Origin of the sequence: Paenibacillus sp. IITD108 (genome assembly GCF_036541265.1) — a bacterium.
Taxonomy (GTDB): Bacteria; Bacillota; Bacilli; order Paenibacillales; family Paenibacillaceae; genus Pristimantibacillus.
This window is the reverse complement of sequence record NZ_JAZHCT010000056.1, coordinates 1-14,190: the sequence shown is the minus strand read 5'-3', so window position 1 is coordinate 14,190 and position 14,190 is coordinate 1. Positions and strand designations below refer to the sequence as shown.

At 42.5% G+C, this 14,190-nt stretch carries 14 protein-coding genes; 1 reads left to right on the top strand and 13 read right to left on the bottom strand.

Annotated elements, in window-relative coordinates:
• Window positions 1–26: 26 nt before the first annotated feature.
• The 13 genes from V1L65_RS27535 to V1L65_RS27475 all read right to left on the bottom strand — a co-directional run bounded on the left by V1L65_RS27535 (window position 27) and on the right by V1L65_RS27475 (window position 13,228).
• Window positions 27–1,370 carry an ABC transporter substrate-binding protein gene (locus V1L65_RS27535; RefSeq protein WP_331702536.1) on the bottom strand — a complete coding sequence of 448 codons (1,344 nt, stop codon included), beginning with the start codon at window positions 1,368–1,370 and terminating at the stop codon, window positions 27–29.
• Window positions 1,371–1,410: 40 nt separating this feature from the next.
• A complete protein-coding gene (locus V1L65_RS27530) occupies window positions 1,411–2,280 on the bottom strand; it encodes a carbohydrate ABC transporter permease (RefSeq protein WP_331702535.1) in 870 nt (289 codons plus the stop codon).
• Between the two features lie 12 nt (window positions 2,281–2,292).
• Window positions 2,293–3,195 carry a carbohydrate ABC transporter permease gene (locus V1L65_RS27525; protein ID WP_331702534.1) on the bottom strand — a complete coding sequence of 301 codons (903 nt, stop codon included), beginning with the start codon at window positions 3,193–3,195 and terminating at the stop codon, window positions 2,293–2,295.
• A 711-nt stretch (window positions 3,196–3,906) separates the two neighbouring features.
• Window positions 3,907–5,091 carry a MalY/PatB family protein gene (locus V1L65_RS27520; RefSeq protein ID WP_331702533.1) on the bottom strand — a complete coding sequence of 395 codons (1,185 nt, stop codon included), beginning with the start codon at window positions 5,089–5,091 and terminating at the stop codon, window positions 3,907–3,909.
• Window positions 5,092–5,310: 219 nt separating this feature from the next.
• Window positions 5,311–5,793: a hypothetical protein gene (locus V1L65_RS27515; RefSeq protein WP_331702532.1), complete on the bottom strand. Its 483-nt coding sequence runs from the start codon at window positions 5,791–5,793 to the stop codon at window positions 5,311–5,313.
• 23 nt (window positions 5,794–5,816) lie between these two features.
• Window positions 5,817–6,488 carry a DUF2642 domain-containing protein gene (locus tag V1L65_RS27510; RefSeq protein WP_331702531.1) on the bottom strand — a complete coding sequence of 224 codons (672 nt, stop codon included), beginning with the start codon at window positions 6,486–6,488 and terminating at the stop codon, window positions 5,817–5,819.
• Between the two features lie 243 nt (window positions 6,489–6,731).
• Window positions 6,732–7,241, bottom strand: a complete 510-nt coding sequence (locus tag V1L65_RS27505) for a hypothetical protein (RefSeq protein ID WP_331702529.1) — start codon at window positions 7,239–7,241, stop codon at window positions 6,732–6,734.
• A gap of 221 nt (window positions 7,242–7,462) precedes the next feature.
• Complete coding sequence (locus V1L65_RS27500; protein WP_331702528.1) at window positions 7,463–8,317, bottom strand: hypothetical protein; 855 nt, start codon at window positions 8,315–8,317, stop codon at window positions 7,463–7,465.
• A gap of 639 nt (window positions 8,318–8,956) precedes the next feature.
• Complete coding sequence (locus V1L65_RS27495) at window positions 8,957–9,706, bottom strand: YqjF family protein (protein WP_331702527.1); 750 nt, start codon at window positions 9,704–9,706, stop codon at window positions 8,957–8,959.
• A gap of 27 nt (window positions 9,707–9,733) precedes the next feature.
• Window positions 9,734–9,916 (bottom strand): H-type small acid-soluble spore protein, encoded by a 183-nt coding sequence (locus tag V1L65_RS27490; protein ID WP_331702526.1) that lies wholly within the window; start codon window positions 9,914–9,916, stop codon window positions 9,734–9,736.
• Window positions 9,917–10,055: 139 nt separating this feature from the next.
• Window positions 10,056–11,141, bottom strand: coding sequence for a DUF3626 domain-containing protein (locus V1L65_RS27485; protein WP_331702525.1), 1,086 nt, complete (start codon window positions 11,139–11,141; stop codon window positions 10,056–10,058).
• A gap of 70 nt (window positions 11,142–11,211) precedes the next feature.
• Window positions 11,212–12,540: a sensor histidine kinase gene (locus V1L65_RS27480; protein WP_331702524.1), complete on the bottom strand. Its 1,329-nt coding sequence runs from the start codon at window positions 12,538–12,540 to the stop codon at window positions 11,212–11,214.
• Window position 12,541: 1 nt separating this feature from the next.
• A complete protein-coding gene (locus tag V1L65_RS27475) occupies window positions 12,542–13,228 on the bottom strand; it encodes a response regulator transcription factor (RefSeq protein WP_331702523.1) in 687 nt (228 codons plus the stop codon).
• Between the two features lie 174 nt (window positions 13,229–13,402).
• On the opposite strand from V1L65_RS27475, the gene V1L65_RS27470 reads away from it, so the two are divergent.
• Window positions 13,403–14,035 (top strand): DUF2306 domain-containing protein, encoded by a 633-nt coding sequence (locus V1L65_RS27470; RefSeq protein WP_331702522.1) that lies wholly within the window; start codon window positions 13,403–13,405, stop codon window positions 14,033–14,035.
• Window positions 14,036–14,190: the final 155 nt, after the last annotated feature.

Sequence of the window (14,190 nt, the reverse complement as noted above, 5' to 3'; positions counted from 1 at the left end):
GCCCCTTCCGGTTGATGCTTTTTTATCTATTTTTTGATTTTATCTAGTACAGCTTGTGCAGCTGTGTCGCCTTTCTTCAGCAGCTCCTCTATATCCAGCTTGCCGGCCAAATACTCTGTGAACAGAGGATCAATCGCACCAATCCACTCTTCCCAAAGCGGATTATCGCCGACATTGGATGCATACTCCATGCTGTCCAGAAACACCTTGATATTGGCCGGATTTCCTTGATGCTTGGATAAAGCCGCGTCTGCCATCGCTTTATTGGCTGTAATGCCTTCTGCCAAAGAAGCGTTCAGTTCCTGTGCTTCATCGCTAAGGAAATATTGAATAAACTTCCAGCCAGCTTCTTTCTCAGCTTCGCTTGCTTTTGCATCCAGCACCCAGGAATTAGCAACGAGCGCGCTGTAATTCACACCGCCAACACCCTTTGGCATAAGCGCTACATCATAATTGATACCTTCCTGATCGTTTGACAGTCTTCTGGCAAAATTATCATAGAACATCGCCGTAATGCCGCGCGGGAACCATGTGCCATGATTTGGCGTAACTTCCCCTTCTTGCTCCAATAAGCCTGGCGTTAAGCCTTCATCCCAAAACTTTTTCATGTAAATCAAAGCTTCTTTTACTTTCGGATCGCTCGCAAATGTGCTCTTCGTACGCGTTTCGTCCAGCAGGTCTCCGCCGAACTGACGGATCGTCGTATACCAGCCGTAACGGAAATGGTTGGCAAGGCCAATACCGTATTGCTTATTATCTTTATTCGTCAGCTTCTGAGCAGCGGCGTACACATCGTCTGTCGTCCAGTCTGCTGTCGGGTAAGCAACATTCGCGGCATCAAACATATCTTTATTATAGTACAAGACGTTTACTTGAATAGCTTGCGGAACTGCGAAATACTCGCCTTTTGCATTTTTAATGGCATCAAATCCGTAGTAGTCCTGAAGCGAAATTTCTTTCAAGCGCTCTGTCAAATTTTCAATGGCGCCTTCTTCGGCGTATTGTGCAATATATGGGCCATCAAGTAAAAATACAGTTGGGCCATCGCCCGAAGCCAAATCAACTTTCAAGTTAGTATAATGTGTCCCCCAGTCTGTACCCAAATCTTCTACTGTAATATGCTCGTTTTTCTCCATAAACTCATCGATAATTTTTCCGAACGTTTCTCTTGCTGTTTCATCGGCGTAGTAAGCAACCTGAATCTTAACCGGCTCTTCCTTAGGCGATTCGCTAGGTGCCGGCGATTGATTTTTGCCGCTGTCCGGCGTGGAAGAACTTCCGGCATTTCCTCCATTATTCGAGGAGCAGCCTGCCAAAATCATAGTAAATAGTAAAATAAAAATTGTGACTGCCTTCGTTGCTTGTTTCATTTTAACCCTCCTGAATTTGTTATATATGCATCAAGGATTATTATCCTTTGACACCGGATGTCGCGATACTTTTCACGAAATAGGGCTGTGCTGTAATAAATAGAATAATAACCGGCAGCACAAGCAATACGTTGCCCGCCATCTCCAGCTCCGGGCGAGAATTGTATTGTCCCGTGGACAGATCGCGTATTTTCAGCACCATCGTCCATAAGTCGCTGTTTTTGCCAATAAAGATCATCGGATACAGTATTTCCGCCCACTTTTCTTGAAAGGTCAGAATAGCTAAAGTGATCAATGGAGATATCATCAGCGGCAGATGAATACGGGAGTAAATCGTGAACCACCCAGCTCCATCAACCTTTGCAGCTTCATCCATTTCCTTGGGAATGGTACGGTAAAATTGTCTTAATAAAATAATGCCGAAGGCTGAAGCTAAAAAAGCAGGAATAATGAGCGGATAATGGGTGCCTAGCCAGCCCAGCTCTTTAAAAATTAAAAACTGCGGTATCATCGTCACCTGAGACGGCAGAAATATAGAGATGACGGCAAAGCCAAACACAATATTTTTACCCGGGAATGAAATCCTTGCGAGAGCAAATGCGACCAGGCTGCACGATAATACGGTGCCGATCATGGCTAGCCCTGTCACCTTCACGCTATTGAAAAAATACAGCATAAACGGATGCCCTTTTTCAGGGAACAGCAGTCTCGTGTAATTTTCCCATTGCGGAGCAGCGGGCAGCCATTTGAATGCATTTAAAAACTCGCCATTCGTTTTTAAGGATGCTAGAATCATCCACACAAATGGCAATAGCATACTTATTGCCCCAAGCAGTAAAATAATTGTAAAGATGATCGTGCTCGTGCCGATCTTTGTTCTTTTTCTTTTGTTCGCGGCGATACTGGCCAATTGTCCTGCCTCCTATTCTTCGTAATGAACCAATCGTTTCTGTAAAAACAGGACGATAAGCGTTACGATAATCATGCATAGGAACGATACCCATGCAATGAGCGATGCATAGCCCATATCCATAAAACGAAATGCTTTTTCATAGAGATATACCATCAGATGCGTATCCGAATATTTGTTATAGCGATTGAACACCATCGTAAAATGCTGGTCGAAGGCCTGGAACGCACTGGATATCGAAATAATGACAATTAAAAATGTCGTTGGAGATATCATTGGCACTGTAATGTTTCGAAATCGTTGCCAAACGTTTACACCGTCAATTTCAGCCGATTCATATAGTGAATCCGGAATATTGTTAAGCCCAATAAAATAAATGAACATCGCATAGCCAAGACCCTTCCATACGGCTACTAGCGCTAAGCTGGGAATAATGGTATCCGAGCCAATTCCTAGAAAAGCGATATCGGACATGCCAAACCAGCCTATTATTTGATTGACGATGCCAATTTCCGGAGCAAGCAGCCAGATCCAAACCATTCCGATTACAAACCAGGATGGAATAGCCGGGAAATAGTAGATTGCGCGAATCCAATCCGACCATCTGCCTTTGATCAGTCGTTTGGAGTAGCTCAGCATCACTGCAAAAACAAGCGGTATGACAACCTGAATCGGCACATAAATGAGTGAATAATACCAAGTATTTTTAAAAGCCGTCATAAACACCTGGTCCGCTAAAAGCATGCGTATATTGTCCAGCCCGTTGAACAGCGGCGGCGATATGACCTTAAATCGTGTAAAAGAATAATATAAGGACATGCAAGCTGGGATTATAAACAACATTAAAGCGCCAATTACATACGGTGTAATGAATAAATAGCCTGTAAAATAATCCGAGGCTTTGCGTCGCATCATGTCACCTCTCTTTCCGGCAGTTTTTGTAATCGTTTTCTAACCGCTTGCTTAATTATAAAATTGAACCTCCGCCCAATCTATTTCCGTCTCTTTACTTTCTCAGCCTTTTGTTTACTTGTTCGTGCAAAAAGAGTACTTGCACGCAAAACAGGCCGCCTAGAGCTTCTCGGCAGCCTGTTTTTGCGCTGCATTTCTGTGGAGGGTGTCGATTTATTGTCGATAGGGCAATAAGCAGTCGAAAGGGATGTTACTACTGTCAAGTTAACTGTATTTCCTCTGGCCGTTGAAAAACGCTAACGGAACTGAGACACGCTATTGTACGGAAATCAGCTTATTCTGAAATCTAAAGGAACTGAGAGACCTTATTTACTCAAAATCACTACCTAGACGGGGAAAGATCACCTATAGCGCTCCACAGTTCCGTTACAGTTTTAAAACACCTTTTTATTGCTAAATAGAGCCTCTCAGTTCCGTTACAATTCTAAACAAATGGCATAACGGGGATTTCGATCAAACTAGATACATGAATTGTACTTAGATTCCTATATTCGGAAAAAAAGGAGAAACTAGATGCAGAAAATGCATTTAGACGCCCCATTGTGAATACAGACTATAGAGCAGAGTTACTTAGCTTATAACAAAAAAAATCAAATCCTGCATCAAGCAGAATTTGATTTCCTTCGCGCTTTAACGGCGCCACTTCAGCTTATTTTATTTTTGTTTAAGAGCCTTCTCAAACCGCTCAAGACCTTCCAGCAGCAGAGAGCGCGGTGTCCCGAAATTAACTCGCAAAAAGCCCGCGCCTTCGGCTCCAAACATAGAGCCTTCATTAAAAGCAACTCTAGCTTTATTGAACATCAAATCTTTAAGCACCTCAGGATCTGCGCTGATTTCTCGGCAATCGAACCAGGCCAGATACGTTCCCTCAGGCCTGTACATCTTAACCCCAGGCAGCTGATAGGCGACAAATTGCTCCATAACGTCAATATTTTGCTGCAAATAAGCAAGCAGTTCTTCCAGCCATTGCTCGCCTTGGCGGTAGCATGCCTCCACTGCTACTTGAGCAAAGCAATTTTCCATTGATATCGCAAACGTCTGCAATCTAAAATTAAATCGCTCCCTAAGTTCAGGATCGGCTATAATAGCAAGCGAGGAATGCAGCCCCGCGATATTAAAGGTTTTGCTAGGCGCAATGCAAGCGACCGTCTGCTTGGCAATCGCATCAGACAGCGAGGCAAACGGAATATGCTTATGTCCTTTGTACACAATATCCCCGTGAATTTCATCGGATAGCACAAACACGCCATGCTTTACGCATAAATTTCCAATTTCCGTTAGTTCTTCTTTCGTCCATACACGTCCTACCGGATTATGAGGATGGCATAAAATTAATATTTTTACTTTATCCTCAATTATTTGCCGCTCCATTTCGGCCAAGTCCAGCTCATATCGTCCGCTCTCTGTAAGCACAAGCTGGTTTGCGACAATATTACGCCCGTGAGAAGAAATGATGCGATAAAACGGATGGTATACAGGCACTTGAATCATTACATTGTCGCCCGGCTCTGTCAACAGCTCTACTAAAATGCTTAACGCTGTAACGACACCTGGACAGCCCACTATCCAACTCTGATCGAAGGACCATTGATGCTTCCGTTCCTGCCAGGATGCAACGGCTTCCAAATAAGAAGGACTGCGGTATGTATAACCGAATATGCCATGAGCAGCCCGCTCCTTCATCGCTTCTATCGCTGCTGGAGGCGCCTCAAAGTCCATATCGGCAACCCACATAGGAAGAATATCCGCTTGTCCAAACATCGTCTCAACCTGATCCCATTTTACGCTAGCTGTCCCTCTTCTCTCTATGACTTTGTCGAAATTATACATAGATGCCATAATGCAACCCCTCCAGCTGTATGATGTACTAAAATGAAATTTCAATCTAGTTTGATATGCAATAACTCTAACTATCATACCACAAATCACGATTTTATTATTCTACACCTTCTTATGTACCCTTAACGAATAAATCCCCCAAACCAGTTTTCAAGCAAGCATGGGGGATTATTTTAAAGCTTAATGATTGCCTAGAGCTTGTCGAGCATAGCCGAATACTTACCCTACAGGATTATCGCCTTTATTGCCTTTATCCGGCTCGCCTGTTGGCTCGTTGCCCTTGCCTTCCTTTTTTTCACGGCCCTTACCTGGTCCTTTTCCTGATTCTTTACCGGATTCTGCGGCAGGTTCTTTGCCAGATTCTTTACCCTTATCAGGCTTGCCGCCTTTCTCACTGTCGCCGCCTTTGCCTTGATGACCTTTTTCTTTCCCTGCGTCTTCGCCCTTCCCGTGCTTTTGCTCCTTTTCCTTGTCCTTTTCCTTTTCTTCTTTTCCTTCATGGTTCTTAGCTGTTTCCTTGCCATGCTTGTCTTGCTTGTCTTGCTTCTCCGGTTTGTCTTGTCTTTCTTGCTGATCCTGCTGCTCCGGTTCTCCTTGCTCATTTTGATTCGTCTGTTTTGCTTCTTGTTCCTTATTTTCTTTTTGGTTTTTGCCCTTGCCATGGCCGGGACCATGTTTACCGGGACCTTTTCCTCCTGGCATAATATTACCTCCTTAAATATGCTTTACATATTCGGCGAATGAACGCTTTTTATATGCTGAATATTGGTGTATAACGTTTTGCCTTCCGCTGTAATCATATGAACAACATTGTTCTCGATTCCTTTTAATAAGCCTATTTTGTTAGGGCTTTTCCCTAAATCGAAAACGACAATTTTGTTTTCCAGCTTTTTCAGCTGCTCATCAAAAGAACGGGATAATGGAAGATCGGAAGGACTTACCGGAAAATGTTTTTTATCCAAAAGATAAGGTGTGTGGGAGTTGCTGTAAGGAATAAGCCATTTCAAGTGGTTAAGCGGAATAAACATCGTTCTGTACACAGGGGTATAAAATTCGAAATAATTGGTCATTACATGGGTAATATAACCGTGAATTGAGTGGTTTCCAGAAATAAATATTTCTATAAATACCCCTTTGGCATTTGTTAAAATTTTCCTGTAGGATGTCTGCTTTTCATTATTAATCGGTTTTTCAGGAAGAGCGGAGAAGTCTGAAATACTTTTGAGCGTGTTCATACTGACGTTAAGAATATGAATAGAAGGAATATAAATATAGCGTTCACCATTGTACAAAACTAGAATATCTTGGCCTACATCTATTAAAACGCCGGTATGCCATTTGTCCCCATGCATTTCAACATCAATAACCGCTCCAAGCTTCATCTGAAAAAAATCCATCTATTTCACCTCCTCTCTCATAAACATCTGTGTTCATACGTATAAACAAAGGAGGCTTTCTTATAAATCGACCATTTTACGAGAGTAGCTAGAATAGGAAGGTAAAAAAATCACGCACATTTAAACCTTCACCCCACATGGAGCGAAGTTATCTATTTAGATTTCATTACAAGGGGCAGAGGAGGTCGAATAATTAGGATTCAGCATAGAGACTCTTCCTCCCCCTGCTTAATTACTAATAAATTAATTTTTTTCGTTGTTGTTATCGCTATTTTTTTCGTTGCTTTTATCGTTATTTTCTTGTTTCTTGTTGTCTTGCTGAGGTTCTTTTCTAACGCCGTAGGAAACATTTTTAATATGGTAGTTATAAATAGTTACCAATTCATGATTCACAACCATATTAATATAGTCGTCTGTCATTTCGGCTAATACGCCTTGCACGCTTTCATGGCCGCCTCGGTTTATTTGACACCATAGATTTTTCATACCTCTTAACAGCCCTACGAAATTATCCGCCTCCATAATTTTCAATGCAGGCTGCACAGGCTCAACCTCTACATATTCTGGAGAATTTTTTGTATTTTGAGTAATGCTCTTTACATGCTGAGTGTTGTAATAAATAAGTCCATCCTTTTCATTGTAAATGACGACATAATCGGAACCGGCCGCAACAACACGGCCTTGTCTGGATTCTGGGCCTCCACGATCCAATCTTACTTCCTTGCCTATAAGAGTTAAATAATCAAACGCCATATCTATCAATTCACCTTCCGTAAATATATTTTTTTTTACATAATGCATTTATACGCAACTAGTAAAAGATTGTACTAAGCGAATGTCCCCGCCGCTATTAATTCCACTTTTATCCCTACAGTGCAAATGCAATAGGATTAACGCCCAGAAAAAAACCTTCTTTCGTGTACGAATATATCTCTCCTATTGAAAGAAGGGAACTTGGCCTTTTCATACTAGAATTACATCTCTTTTATATTGGAAATGTCAGAAATACTGCTTAAAGCAACCACATACACAACATCACGAGTAGACAATACGACTATGCCCTCATTCAGCCCAATTACGGCTGCGCTTAATACATCCTTTAGCTGTTCAGCCAAAGTATTGAAGTCGATTCTGGATTTGCCCACTAGCGGCTTTAATACACTTATCATTCCCCCTGCCTCGTTTTCGTCTGTTTTATCAGATTGATCATTATTGCTGTTGCTGCTAATGAGTTTGCTGTCGTAATCCTCTGAAAACAGCTCTATCCCGGCAATTAGATGAATAGGTATATAGCGTTCTTGCCCGTTACTTGCAAAATTTAATATATATTTATCAGCAGATAGTATTCTTGCATTAGAATATTTACTGTTTGAATAGTCTAAAGTGTGCAGCTCTTTAATCGTATTATATTTCAACTGATTAAGCATGTTTTGCATCGATTCTGCATTGTTGTGGCAGTGGCAGCCATTATTGTATTCATCCGAGCATCTGTCTGGATGCTTATGCGGCCCTGGCGGCTTTGGTTTCAGACCATGAGGCTTCGGTGGTCCCGGCGGCTTATGCGGAGGCCCGGGTGGTCCCGGCGGTCCTGGAGGCCCGGGTGGTCCCGGCGGCCCTGGAGGTCCAGGAGGTCCCGGCGGTCCTTGTTTCCCAGCTGGTCCTAATGGTCCTAATGGACCTGACGGTCCCGATGGCCCTGATGGTCCTGACGGACCTCTTTTTCCCCTTGAGCCTTTGGAGCCTTTTGGTCCCTTAGCGCCTTTTGAACCCTTGTGGCCTTTGGAGCCTTTTGAGCCTTTTGAGCCCTTGCCTCCCCGTTTGCAAATCATTTTTTTACATCCATGCTTTTTACGTCTTTTTAGACATAATCGTTTTTTTCTTTTTTTGCCTGACATTTTTTTCTTTATCCGCTTATGCTTAGAGCAGGTGCATGGCTGACTGCCTTTGCAGAGAATGCAAATGTTTTCTAAGCTGCTAAGCTGTTTTGGGGTAAGCTGCTTCTTCCTTACTTTAATCGAGCTGGATTTGCTCACTCCCTTTACTACCCGAAAAATTTTCACTCGAATTTTCCTTGCTTTAGAATGAACATAAACTTTTTTTCGCGTAACGATGACGTAGCCCTCCTTTCACCTATTTGAAACTAACATAGGAAATTTAACTACAAGGATATTTGCATTATTAGTATATGAATCTATAAAAATGACTGCTCTAGTTAATTCGCACATTTTCAACAGGTATAAGCGCATAATTTTCAAATAAAAGAGTGGGTTTTATCCTTGACCTTTACAAGAAACGAGACAAATACATACAGTAGAAATAGCTATTCCTGTCATTCGCCCTGTCGCACTCCATAAAATAAAAACCTAAATAGCATAAAAGATTGACTGACAAATCATCGATTATCATAAGAACTGTAAGCAATAGAAAAAAGCCCATAAGAGTGTTTCGTCTTTGGGCTTTTTCGTGTATTAAATGGTTATCATAGGCCATACTAATACATCGAGTTTTTGCGTATAGGTATGTATGGGGGGATCGGTGAATGCAATTTGCGGTGCGAGCTGGGTTAAAGCTGAATTTTGTTGTATGCTCGGCTGCACCTGTTGCAGCGGCCATGGCAGATGATGGAGATCGATCGCCATCACCTGATTTTTCATGTAATACATGCGATATCTTTCTGTGAGCCAGTAGGTTAAAGTTCCTGCTTTCGCATAAAAAATTTGATTGTCGGGTAAATATGCAGCTTCAAAAATAGCACTGTGACTCTGGCTTTGACGGTCAATACGTTCACTTTTAAAATAGCATTCCGACTGTAGCGTTTTGTTTAATATAATATTAGCATGCATATAAGGAAGCCCTGCCAGCCTCGCACCTTGAACAGCGGCAATGCTAGAAGCATCAAGACTAAAAAAGTAAACGCCGGCAATGCCTTTATATCGTACATAAGTACGAATATTCAGTTCACGGAAGGTATGAAGAAATGGCAGCCTGGGAATATAACGCAGCCGCAAATTACTGACACGGAACGAAGCAGCGCTTATCCATGCTGCCCCTTCCCATACATCAAGCTCAAGCTGCTCCGGCACTATTGCTTGGAGCTGCTTTATGTCGACTGGCCAATGCACAAACAGCAGATCATTCCAGGTTTGCTTCATTCCCCATTTACGTTCTGGAAGCGCAAATGGACGATGATCAACTTTATGGAGCAGTCTCTGTACCATTTATGCGCCTCCTTAAAGTGTAGATGTCTATTGCTCCTCCAGACGATTAACCGCTACCGTTTGTGTATTAAGCGGATTAGTGCCTACTTGCACCGTTGCCATTTCATTAGCCATATCTACACTCTCTATCCAAACGGAATGCTCGCCGTCAAGCTTAACAGGCACAGTATCCTTCATTTCCAAAATCGTTTTTGCTCGTTCAGCCTTCATGCTATAACCTCCCTTCTTTCGCTTAATGTAAAGCAAATCATGCTTTTTTATGCATTTTATACAACAAAAAACCTATGCATTTGCTGCATAGGCGGTTTCAAGCATTCGTTTATGAAAATTGCCAAAGCCCGCTATCGGCTCACGAACCATATTGGACCAAAACATGCCACATATATTTTAATTCCTGAAGCACTTCCTCATAGCTTCCGCGATCTTTCCATAACTCGGGCTGCCGCTTCAAATTATTGACTGCAGCACCAATAACACTAGCATCAATATGGCTTTCCTGCGCTATGCGTTTAGCCAAGGAGGGCATTGCAGGCCCTCTGAAATCCTCAGGCACTTGCTCTGTATGCAGAACAAATCCCATATGCCAACGTAGTTCAATACAATATTTTAAACATAATTGCTCTAGAATATCTCCTATGTAAGTCCCCTTAAAAGAAGGATCGGCTACAAGCACTTCTACATCTTCCTTAAGAAGAACATCTCCGTGTACTTGCGCTTCTATATAATGATTAAGATTTCGATTCGGCTTGCGCTTTGAAGGATCGGGTCTGGGCTGATCAAGATGATGCAGCATATGCTCGATTAATCTTTTTGGAGTAAGCTCCTTTTCACCAATCGCTTCATTTCGTAAAAATGCATCTTTAAACAACGATGCTAATATATCGTTAAACTCTGCATACGTGCCTTTTTCTATCGGATCTTGATGAGAATCCAAATACGTATATGTACAGCGTGAGGAAACTTCTGGTGCAAGCAGAAAGTAACATGAACCAAAACGAGGGGCAGGACCATCCGGGTGCAGCATAAGATCAAGTGCTCCATATTTCGGACGCTCGCTATTTGTTACGCCAACTAATTGATAGGAGCCGCCAAACAGCTTTTTCTCCCATAGATCCCGCATGCCGCCTGGATATGCGGATACACTGCCGTTAGAAATAAAAGTTTCAAATTGGCTTTTATACAAGCCCTGCTCCAGCATTTCCTCAGCTACACGCTTCATGTTCGCAATGGGACGATCAGGGTGAAAGTGCAGTGCTACCCTGGCGTTTGAAAATAATTTTGCCGAAGCTGCCTCCAAGGTGCTCCAAGGAATGTTCGACATATGCATGATTTCGGAAAGCGACTGCTGCGCTTCTATTTTTCTGCTCCTGGCATATTCAGTAATATAGTCCACAGCTAATCGCTGCGCATTCGATAACCTGGTCCTATCAAACATTTATATCGCCCCCATCCAGTCATGCTGCAAAATTCATTTTGAATAGAATATCATGATCCTCATGCTAATTCTATATGATTTTGACCGGAAGCCAACCTTCCAGAAGTGCTCCTCCGTCAGATAGGTTGCTTGCACCGAGCTCTCCCCCATGCCGCCTAACAATCGTTTGTGAAATCGTTAAACCTAAACCGCTGCCTCCAGTTGACCGGCTTCTTGAGGCTTCTCCACGGTACAGAGGTTCAAAAGCATGCTTTATTTCCTCTGCAGAGAAGCCCGGTCCCGTATCCTGTATTTTAAACCTTATTTTATTGCCGTCAGCAAAACATGCAACAACAATTTTACCTTCAGATGGCGTATGCCTGACTGCATTATCCAAAAGATTACTTATAGCCCGCTCTAATAAATGAGCATCGCCATTAAGAATACAGTCACCCGCAAATTGATTCATTATAGAAATATGTTTTTGTCGAGCCTGAGGGTTCAAGCTGTCTATTGATGTTTGGAGTATAGCTATAAGATCAACCGTATTATTGCTAAGTTTCCCTTCCATATAATCCAGCTTTGTAAATGTAAAAAGCTCCTCTACCAGCCGGTCCAATTGTGTCGATTTTTCCTTGCACACAGCCAAATACTTTGCTATTTTCTCTGGTGTTTGGGCAATCCCTTGCTGCAAGCCATCCAAATAGCCCCGCAAAGCGAACAAAGGTGTCCGCAAATCATGTGCGACTGCAGCAATGACGAATCTGCGTTCCTCTTCCAATACAATTTGTTTGCGATTTGACTGTTTAAGCCCTTTGACCATCAATTCAAATCCATCACGAACGTGTGCAACCTCTTTTATTCCCGACAAAGGCAGCTGCGCATCCCAATCGCCTGCTGCAATCTGCCTGGCGGCAAGGCTCATTTTCTCAAGAGGCTTTAGAAGATGCCTGCGCATCACAATGCCTATAATAACGAATGCCAGCACTAATCCGGCAAGTGCCGCTATCATTTGAAACATGTTCGACTTCGGAAAATAAATAATAACCTTTCCGAGTAACCGTCCATCCTCAATGACCGAAAACTTTTCAGTTGATTGAAAAGCGCTGCTCTGCCCAGAGCTGGACCGATAAATTTCTTCATTTGAAGCAGTTAAAATAACGGCATCCAGCTTCGTATTATGCAAATGAGCTTGTAATTGATTTTGCCAATTGGAATCTGTCCATTTATCCGTGTTCATTTCGATCAATTGAACAATTCTGTGCAAATCCTTTTGCAAGCTTTCATTTTGCAGCTCGCTATTGGCAATGGTAAATGTTTTTGTTTCCATAACATGAGCTGTTACAAAGAAGAACCACGGCATTAAAAGGATGAAAAAAAAGCATAGCAAAGTAAACGTACGGATGCGGATAGCCTTCATTTTATCCTCCCTCAAAGCGATACCCAACGCCCCATACGTTGACCAGGTATTGCGGATCATTCGGATCGCATTCAACTTTCTCGCGAAGCCGGCTAAGATGAACCCTTATCGTATGCTTATCGCCAACCCCGTCCCAAAATTTCGCCAGTAATTGCTCATAAGTAAAAACATGTCTTGGATGCTCGGCAAACAAGCGAAGCAGTTCATATTCCTTCGGTGTGAGAACTACGTTTTTCCCATCCACTGCTACTTCTCGTGCTGACAGATTGAGCTTCATGCGCCCATAATCCAAAATAGTTTCATTCCATTGCTGTTCAGAGGCAGTGCGCCGCAATACAGCTTTTACCCTTGCGATGATTTCGCCGGGCGATGCCGATTTTACGATATAATCATCGCCGCCGAGAGTCAGCCCGCGAATCTTGTCCACATCATCGCTGCGCGCGCTCAAAAACAGTATAGGTACGTTGCTTTCCTTCCGGATTTGGCGGCAAAAATCAAAGCCATTTTGCCCTGGCATCATAATGTCGAGAATAATGCAATGAACGGTCCTTTGTTGGAACAAGCTCCATGCTTCAACGGTGTCACCAGCCGTGATGACTTGAAAATTATCATTTTCAAAAAAATCCCTTAAAAGCTCCACGATGCTTTGATCATCGTCTACGACAAGTATTGTATGAAGTGCACTCACGAATATCCCACCTTTTCAACCTAGTTTAGCATTTTTTTAAAGGGAACAAGCGAAGCTGCTTAATTTGTGATACATTGTTTATTGTTTTGTGATTATTTCACAGCTTCATTTGAGAGATTCATTTGTTATGATGCTAGAGGCAAGAGAGTGTCGATCAGAACGGGGGTTTATTAATTGCAGAAGCGAAAAACACTATACGCGCCATTGGGCTTAATCTGCTTTATATTTATTGTTTATGCACTCGTAAAAAACTATTGGATTGATCCCGAAGCATATGAATTTTTAAGCAATAAATCTGGACTTAAGCGCGAGTTGAATGTCCCCGTGTGGCTAAATATCATGTATGTTCATGTTGCCTTTGCATGTATAGCCATGGCATCAGGACTGCTCAACTTTTCTACACGCCTTTTTCAGAAAAGCCGCCAGCTCCATCGTTTTAATGGGTATATTTATATCGTATCCGTCCTTTTAGTAGTACTGACTTCCGGATATATGGCTCCTTATGCGACCGGGGGAAAAATAAGCAGTATCGGATTTAATTTGCTAAATATCGCATGGCCGCTATTTACAGTGACAGCGCTCATCCATATCAAAAAGAAAAGAATCACCCAGCATCGGAACTGGATGATTCGCAGCTATGTCTTTTGCTTTACAAATATGTTCATTCATCTTATTACATTTGTTTTTCACAAAGGTTTAGGCTTCATTTATTCTGACAGCTATACCATTGGCATTTACGGTGCCATCGCGCTGTTATTGGTCATTTCTGAGGTTATTGTCAGAAGGATAAGTCGAGGCGGATTTTGAACATAGTGCTGCACAATGGAATCAATTTCCTCTATGCGCCTTAGAAAAGCGCTATCTGGGTGCTTGTCCGTCTTACGGAAGCTGGTGATTCATTGTGGAGAGGCAACAAGACGGTACTGCGATCAAGTTTGGGAGGGGCCGCAATTTTTTATTTC